Source organism: Corallococcus sp. 4LFB (genome assembly GCF_046520365.1).
GTDB lineage: Bacteria > Myxococcota > Myxococcia > Myxococcales > Myxococcaceae > Corallococcus > Corallococcus caeni.
In genome coordinates, this window is the sequence record NZ_JBKGHJ010000445.1 from 1 (window position 1) to 7,002 (window position 7,002).

6 protein-coding genes are annotated in these 7,002 nt (G+C 70.5%); 3 read left to right on the forward strand and 3 right to left on the reverse strand.

Annotated elements, in window-relative coordinates; all coding sequences use genetic code 11:
- Nucleotides 1–29: 29 nt before the first annotated feature.
- Entirely contained in the window at nt 30–1,208 is a 1,179-nt protein-coding gene (locus ACLEQD_RS33470; protein ID WP_410389621.1) for a serine/threonine-protein kinase, read from the reverse strand.
- A gap of 141 nt (nt 1,209–1,349) precedes the next feature.
- On the reverse strand, nt 1,350–1,976 hold the full coding sequence (locus tag ACLEQD_RS33475; protein WP_410389623.1) for a DUF4142 domain-containing protein: 627 nt from the start codon (nt 1,974–1,976) through the stop codon (nt 1,350–1,352).
- 192 nt (nt 1,977–2,168) lie between these two features.
- Here ACLEQD_RS33475 and ACLEQD_RS33480 point away from each other — a divergent pair, with 192 nt between their 5' ends.
- Nucleotides 2,169–4,730: a DEAD/DEAH box helicase gene (locus tag ACLEQD_RS33480; protein WP_410389625.1), complete on the forward strand. Its 2,562-nt coding sequence runs from the start codon at nt 2,169–2,171 to the stop codon at nt 4,728–4,730.
- Between the two features lie 6 nt (nt 4,731–4,736).
- On the opposite strand, the gene ACLEQD_RS33485 is transcribed toward ACLEQD_RS33480, so the two are convergent.
- On the reverse strand, nt 4,737–5,039 hold the full coding sequence (locus ACLEQD_RS33485; RefSeq protein ID WP_410389631.1) for a LysR family transcriptional regulator: 303 nt from the start codon (nt 5,037–5,039) through the stop codon (nt 4,737–4,739).
- A gap of 100 nt (nt 5,040–5,139) precedes the next feature.
- Here ACLEQD_RS33485 and map point away from each other — a divergent pair, with 100 nt between their 5' ends.
- Together map and ACLEQD_RS33495 are read left to right on the forward strand one after the other, a co-directional pair.
- Nucleotides 5,140–5,931, forward strand: coding sequence for a type I methionyl aminopeptidase (gene map, locus ACLEQD_RS33490; protein ID WP_410389627.1), 792 nt, complete (start codon nt 5,140–5,142; stop codon nt 5,929–5,931).
- A gap of 45 nt (nt 5,932–5,976) precedes the next feature.
- Nucleotides 5,977–7,002 (forward strand): YeiH family protein (locus ACLEQD_RS33495; protein WP_410389629.1); only part of this gene is annotated, 1,026 nt, incomplete at its 3' end.

Here is a 7,002-nt window from a genome sequence, read left to right on the forward strand (position 1 = left end):
CGCGACGGGCGCCGTGGGCGCCGGCGGATTCACCGCGACGACGGTGGCGGGGGCGCGCTCTTCCAGAAGAAGGTGACGGCGAACGCGATGATGACCGCCAGGCCCACGGCCACGGCCACCGGCCACTTCGGACGGGGGCGGGCCAGGGGCTGCCCGGGCAGGGACGCCGTCTGGGGGCCGGTGGGAGACGCATCGCGGCCGGCGTGGGGGCGCATGCCCACCGTGGGGATGTGCTCCTCCTGATCCGGCGGGCGCGGCGGGGACGTGGGGGCGGAGGGGCGCGCGCGCTCCAGCTTCGCCTCCGCGAGCGTCTGGAGCGGGCTGCCCGTCAGCTCCAGGATGAAGCTGCCCACGTCCGGGTAGCGGTCCTCCGGCTGCTTCGCCATCGCGCGGGAGATGGCCGCCACCACGTGCGGCGGCGTCCGGGGCGCCAGCGTCAAGAGCGGCGGCGGCTCCAGGTGGACGATCTGGTAGATGAGCTCCGCGACGTTGTCGCCGGAGTAGGGCGGGCGGCCGGCGATCATCTCGTAGACGATGCAGCCGAACGCGAAGAGGTCCGTGCGCGCGTCCACGTTGCTGTTCTGGCCCATGGCCTGCTCGGGGGCCATGTACTGCGGCGTCCCCATCAGCACCGAGTCCAGCGTCTGCACGGTGCGCGAGTCCACGAGCTTGGAGATGCCGAAGTCGAGCAGCTTCACGCGCTCGCCCACGACGCCGCCGGCCTCCGTGGGCACGAGGAACACGTTGCCCGGCTTCAGGTCGCGGTGCACCACGCCCGCGCGGTGCGCCGCCTGCAACGCCGCGCCCATCTGCCGCGCGATGGAGACGACCTCCTCCAGGGGCAGCTGCTTCTGCTTGCGCAGCCGGCGCGACAGGCCCTCGCCGCGCAGGTACTCCATCACCATGAAGGGCGTGCCGTCCTCCAGGGTGTCGAAGTCCAGCACCTCCACGATGTTCGGGTGCCCCAGCCGGGAGGCGATCTCCGCCTCGCGCCGGAAGCGCACCGCCACCTCTTCCGACAGCGCCTCCGCGCCGTGCAGCACCTTGATGGCGACCTGCTTGCCCGGCAGACGCAGGTGGCGGGCCAGGAACACCGCCCCCATGCCGCCCCTGCCCAGCACGGTGCCAATCTCATACGTGGCTCGCAGGATCCGTCCCGTCGTCAACGGCTCGGACTGCGCGGAGGTCGGTTCGGTGGGCTTTCGCATCGGCGGTCCGATTTCCTACTAAACCGGGCCGACACGATTGGAAAGCACCCGGGTCGAATCCTCCCCCACGGGTCATGCGCAGGGGCTCGGGCTCTCATGTTTTGAGAGCCCGAGCCGAATTAAAGCCAGCAGTGGAACGCGCTACGGCGTCGCGGGTGGCAGCACCAGCCCGGACTGGAGGTTCGTCGCCTCGTCGAGGTGCATCTGCACCGCCTGCCGCTCGGCGAGCAGCTCCTGCTGGAGGGCCGGGTTGGTGACCTGCGTCGTCAGCAGGCTGTCGCCGATGAAGGCGACGCGCGCGTGCGCGGCGGCCTGCGCGCTGATCAGCGCCAGGTCGCGCGCGGTGCCCGCGGGCGGCGCGTTCGGGCCGCTGAGCGCCTCCATCATCTGCTGGACCTCCAGCTGCAACTGGAGGCTCAGCGTGGAGTCCTCGGGCACGATGCCCTCGGTCGCGAGCAGCGCATCCAGCCGTTGTTTGACGGCGGTGTGCTCCGTCTCCATCTGCTGGTTGAAGTCGCGGATGGCCGGGTCCGTGGCGAGCGGCGCGGCGTACTGCCCGAGCATCACCTCACCGGCGTTCGCCACCTGCAGGACGCGGGCGATCTGCGCGTCGGTGAGCGTGAGCAGCACGCCCGCGTCGGTCCCCGCGTCCGGGTTCTGCTGCGTTGCCTCCTGCGGGGTGGGATTCTCCGCGTCGCTCCCGCACCCGTAGCCAAGCGCCAGCGCACCCGCCAGCACCGTCCCCACCCAGAATTTCGCTGTCCGCATGTCCAACCCCCCGTGAATGTCGCGGGGGCAGGATGGGGAGGACCTCCGCTCACGGCCATGCGCGCCTGAGCCGTTGCCACTGTGCCCGGGTGCACAGGCCGGGCAGGCAGGAAGCCTGTCCGGGCACCGGAGAGGGCGCGGGACGCGTGATTTTTCCCGGGGACCGGGCGCCAACCCCTAGAGTCGGGCCCGATGAGTGCCTCCGCCGACACCCGCGCCCCGCTCGCCGCCCTGCTGCCCAAGCCCGGTGAGCCCCCTCTCGATGCCGACGAGATCCTCAACCGCTTCGTGAGCTACGTGGCCACGAACGGCCTGAGCCTGTACTCCGCCCAGGAGGAGGCCATCCTGGAGCTCCTCAGCGACAAGCACCTGTTCCTCAAGACGCCCACGGGCTCCGGCAAGTCGCTGGTGGCCATGGCGCTCCACTTCAAGGCCATGGCCGAGGGCAAGGTGTCGTTCTACACGTGCCCCATCAAGGCGCTGGTGAACGAGAAGTTCTTCGCGCTCTCCAAGGCGTTCGGCCCGGAGAACGTGGGCATGCTCACGGGCGACGCGTCCATCAACCGTGAGGCGCCCATCCTCTGCTGCACGGCGGAGATCCTTTCGAACCTCGCGCTGCGCGACGCCTCCGCGCGCGTGGACGCGGTGGTGATGGACGAGTTCCACTACTACTCCGACAAGGACCGCGGGGTGGCCTGGCAGATTCCGCTGCTGGCGCTGCCCAAGACGCAGTTCCTGCTGATGTCCGCCACGCTGGGCGACACGCACGTCATCGAGCAGAGCCTGGAGAAGCTCACCGGCCGCGAGGTGGCCACGGTGCGCAGCTCCGAGCGCCCCGTGCCGCTGGACTTCGACTACCGCGAGGTGCCGCTGCACGAGACCATCCAGGACCTCATCGCGCGCGGGAAGTACCCCGTGTACCTGGTGAACTTCACGCAGCGGGCCGCGGCCGAGCAGGCGCAAAATCTGATGTCCGTGGACTTCAACACCAAGGAGGAGAAGGAGGAGATCCGCCAGGCCCTCCTGGACGCCCCCTTCGACACGCCCTACGGCAAGGACTTCCAGCGCTACCTGCGCCACGGCATCGGCATGCACCACGCGGGCCTGCTGCCCAAGTACCGGCTGCTGGTGGAGAAGCTGGCGCAGCAGGGCCTGCTCAAGGTCATCAGCGGCACGGACACGCTGGGCGTGGGCGTGAACATCCCCATCCGCACGGTGCTCTTCACGCAGTTGTTCAAGTTCAACGGCGAGAAGCTGACGACCTTGAGCGTGCGCGACTTCAAGCAGATCGCCGGCCGCGCGGGCCGCAAGGGCTTCGACACCGAGGGCAGCGTGGTGGCGCAGGCCCCGGAGTACATGATCGAGAACATCCGCCAGGCGGCGAAGGAGGCGGCGGGCAAGAAGAAGTCGCCCAAGGCGAAGCCGCCGCAGAAGGGCTTCGTGCAGTACGACAAGAGCACCTTCGAGCGGCTCCAGAACGGGCTGCCGGAGCCGCTGGAGTCGCGCTTCGACGTGAGCCACGGCCTCTTGCTCAACCTGCTCCAGAGCGACAAGACCGAGGGCAGCGGCGGCTACAAGCGGCTGGTGCAGCTGGTGATGCGCTCGCACAGCTCCGACTACACGAAGAAGAAGCTGCTCAAGGACGCGGCGATGTACTTCCGCACGCTGCGCGACGCGGGCATCGTGAAGGTCGTCCAGTGGGAGAAGCACTCCGCCACGGTGGAGGTGTCCGAGGACCTGCAGCGCGACTTCAGCCTCAACCACACGCTGTCGCTGTACCTGCACGAGACGCTGGAGCTGCTGGACCCCACGCTGGAGACGTACGCGCTGGACGTCGTCACGCTGGTGGAGTCCATCCTGGAGAACCCGGACGTGGTGCTGTACGCGCAGCTGCACCAGCTGAAGGGGGAGAAGATCCAGGAGATGAAGGCGCGGGGCGTGGAGTACGACGACCGCATGGAGGAGCTGGAGAAGCTGGAGTGGCCCAAGCCGAACCGCGAGTTCGTCTACGGCACCTTCAACGCCTTCGCGAAGAAGCACCCGTGGGTGGGCGAGGAGAACATCCGCCCCAAGTCCATCGTCCGGGACATGTTCGAGCGCTTCATGTCCTTCCACGACTACGTGCGCGAGTACGGCCTGCAGCGCAGCGAGGGCGTGCTGCTGCGCTACGTGGGAGACGTCTACAAGTCGCTGGTGCAGACGGTGCCGGAGAAGTTCCGCAACGAGGACCTGGACGACATCATCGACCACCTGCGCGCGACGCTGCGGCAGGTGGACTCCAGCCTCCTGGACGAGTGGGAGCGGATGCGCAACCCGGAGGCCCCGGTCGAAGTGAAGCCGGTGGTGGACCTCAAGCCCAAGGAGCTCACGGAGGACCCCAAGGCCTTCGCCGCGCGCGTGCGCGAGGAGCTGCACCGGCTGCTGCGCGCGCTGGGCCAGCGCAGGTACCTGGACGCGCTGGGCATGCTGGACAACGCGCTGGGCGAGTGGACCGCGCCGAAGCTGGAGCAGGCCATGGCGCCGTACTTCGAGGAGCACAAGCTGGTGGTGCTCACGCCCCAGGCGCGCAAGCCGGCGAACACGCAGCTCAAGGAGGCGGGCACGCGCCAGTGGGAGGCCCAGCAGCGCATCATGGACCCCGAGGGCCATGGGGACTGGGTCATCGACTGCGAGATTGACCTGCGCGGCCGGCGCATGGACGACGGCCCCATCCTGATGCTGCGCCGCATTGGCGGCATGGCCGCCTGGTCGTAGAGCGTGTCAGGCGGGAGGCGGCTTGGGGATTCCGGAGCCTCGGGAGCCCCCGGCCGCCTCGCGCACCGTGCGGGCGGCGACCTCCACCTCTTCGAGGATGCGGCGGGCGTGGTGGAGCAGGGCCTCGCCGGTGGGCAGCAGGCGCATGCCCTTGGGGACGCGCTCGAAGAGGGGCGTGCCCAGCTCGTCCTCCAGCGCGAGGATGTGACGGCTGAGCGGCGGCTGGGTGAGGTGCAGCCGGCGCGCGGCCCGGCCCACATGGCCCTCTTCCGCCACCGCGACGAAGGACTGGAGGTGCGTGATGCTCACGCGCGCGAGGGTAGCGCGAGACGCGCGCGCCGTGCACGCGCCCGCGTGATGCCAGAACAGCATTGGACGTTCTGGAAGGGCGGATGCCACCTTGCCCGGCATGGGCATTCCCCTCTTCAAGGGCAGTGAAGTGGAGCGGTTGCGGCTCGCAGGCCGCGCGGCGGCGGGCACGCTGGCGCACGTGGCCTCCCGGCTGCGGCCGGGCGTGACGACGGCGGACATCGACGCGTGGGTTCGCGAGGACACGGCGCGGCGGGGTGGGACGCCGAGCCAGCTGGGCTACAAGGGCTTCCCCTCCACGGTGTGCACCAGCCGCAACCACGTGGTGTGCCATGGCATCCCGCGCACGGATGAAGTCCTGAATCCCGGGGACATCCTCAACGTGGACGTGACGACGCACCTGGACGGCTTCCACGGCGACACGTCCGCCACGTTCATGATTGGCGAGGTGTCCGCCGACGCCCGGCACGTGGTGGACGTGGCGCGGCGGTGCCGGGACGTGGGCGTGTCGGTGGTGCGGCACGGCGCGCGGCTGGGGGACATTGGCGCGGCGGTGATGGCGCTGGCGAAGGCGGAGGGGTGCAGCATCGTGGAGGAGTTCGGCGGCCACGGCATCGGCCGGCAGATGCACGGGGAGCCGCACGTGCCGCACGTGGCGAAGGCGGGCACGGGCATCACGCTGAAGTCGGGGATGGTCATCACCATCGAGCCCATGGTGAACCTGGGCCGCCCGGAGATCCGGATGATGCCGGACGGGTGGACCGTCGTAACCGCGGACGGCAGCCTGTCCGCCCAGTTCGAACACACGGTGCTCGTCACCCGCGACGGCTGTGAAGTCCTCACTCCGAGCGAGCTGTCCCTGCACATCTCCGGGAGCCATCCAGAAAGCTGATAGCCCATCGCTTCTGCCATCTGGTGTCCGGAGGCCGCCAGGGGCATGTCCTGGCGCATGGAAACGCCTCCGCTGGCCCCTGTCGCCCGGTCCCGGTCGTGGACGGCCGGGCACGTCCTCCTGCCGCTGGGCGCGGCGGTGTGCCTGCTTCCCGTGGTCTCCACGGGCCTGGCGCTGCTCGCGGGGCTGGGCGTCGCCATGACGGTGGGCAATCCGTTCGTCGCGACGACGCGCAAGCTGACGCCGCGGCTGTTGTCCCTGGCGGTGGTGGGGCTGGGCGCGGGCATGGACCTGGGCGCCGTCCTCTCCGCGGGGCGCGAGGGGCTGGGCTACACGGTGGTGGGCATCGCGCTGTGCCTGACGCTGGGGGTGGGGCTCGCCCGGCTGCTGGGCGTCCCCCGGGTGACGGGGCTGCTCATCAGCGTGGGCACGGCCATCTGCGGCGGGAGCGCCATCGCGGCGGTGGTGCCGGTGCTGCGGCCCCAGGAGCACGAGACGTCCGTGGCGCTGGGCACGGTGTTCCTGCTCAACGCGGTGGCGCTGTTCGTCTTCCCCGTCGTGGGCCACGCGATGGGGCTGACGCCACACCAGTTCGGGCTGTGGTGCGCGATGGCCATCCACGACACCAGCTCCGTGGTGGGCGCGGCGCTGCGCTACGGCCCCGAGGCCCTCGCGGTGGCCACCCCCGTGAAGCTGGCGCGCGCCCTGTGGATCCTCCCGCTGACGGTGGGCCTGGCGGCGTGGAAGCGCCGTGAAGGCGACGCGGTGAAGGGCAAGGTGCGCCGGCCGTGGTTCATCGCCGGGTTCCTGGGCGCGGCCGCGGTGGTGACGGTGTTCCCGGTGCTCAAGCCGGTGGGGCAGGGCGTGGCCGCCGTCGCGCGGCAGGTGCTCGTCGTGACGCTGTTCCTGCTGGGCGCGGGGCTGACGCGCGACACGCTGCGCGCCGTGGGGCTCCGGCCGCTCGCGCAGGCGGTGGCGCTGTGGCTGCTCATGGCGGGCCTGTGCCTGGGGCGCTGCACCTGGGCTGGATCGGCTGAGCCCGTGCGGCCAGGCCCGGTGGGCGCCGGGGGC

What these genes read in the sequence shown, in the direction of transcription:
- ACLEQD_RS33470 (WP_410389621.1), bottom strand. Translation starts at nt 1,208, where the DNA reads ATGCGAAAGCCCACCGAACCGACCTCCGCGCAGTCCGAGCCGTTGACG.
- ACLEQD_RS33475 (WP_410389623.1), bottom strand. Translation starts at nt 1,976, where the DNA reads ATGCGGACAGCGAAATTCTGGGTGGGGACGGTGCTGGCGGGTGCGCTG.
- ACLEQD_RS33480 (WP_410389625.1), top strand. Translation starts at nt 2,169, where the DNA reads ATGAGTGCCTCCGCCGACACCCGCGCCCCGCTCGCCGCCCTGCTGCCC.
- map (WP_410389627.1), top strand. Translation starts at nt 5,140, where the DNA reads ATGGGCATTCCCCTCTTCAAGGGCAGTGAAGTGGAGCGGTTGCGGCTC.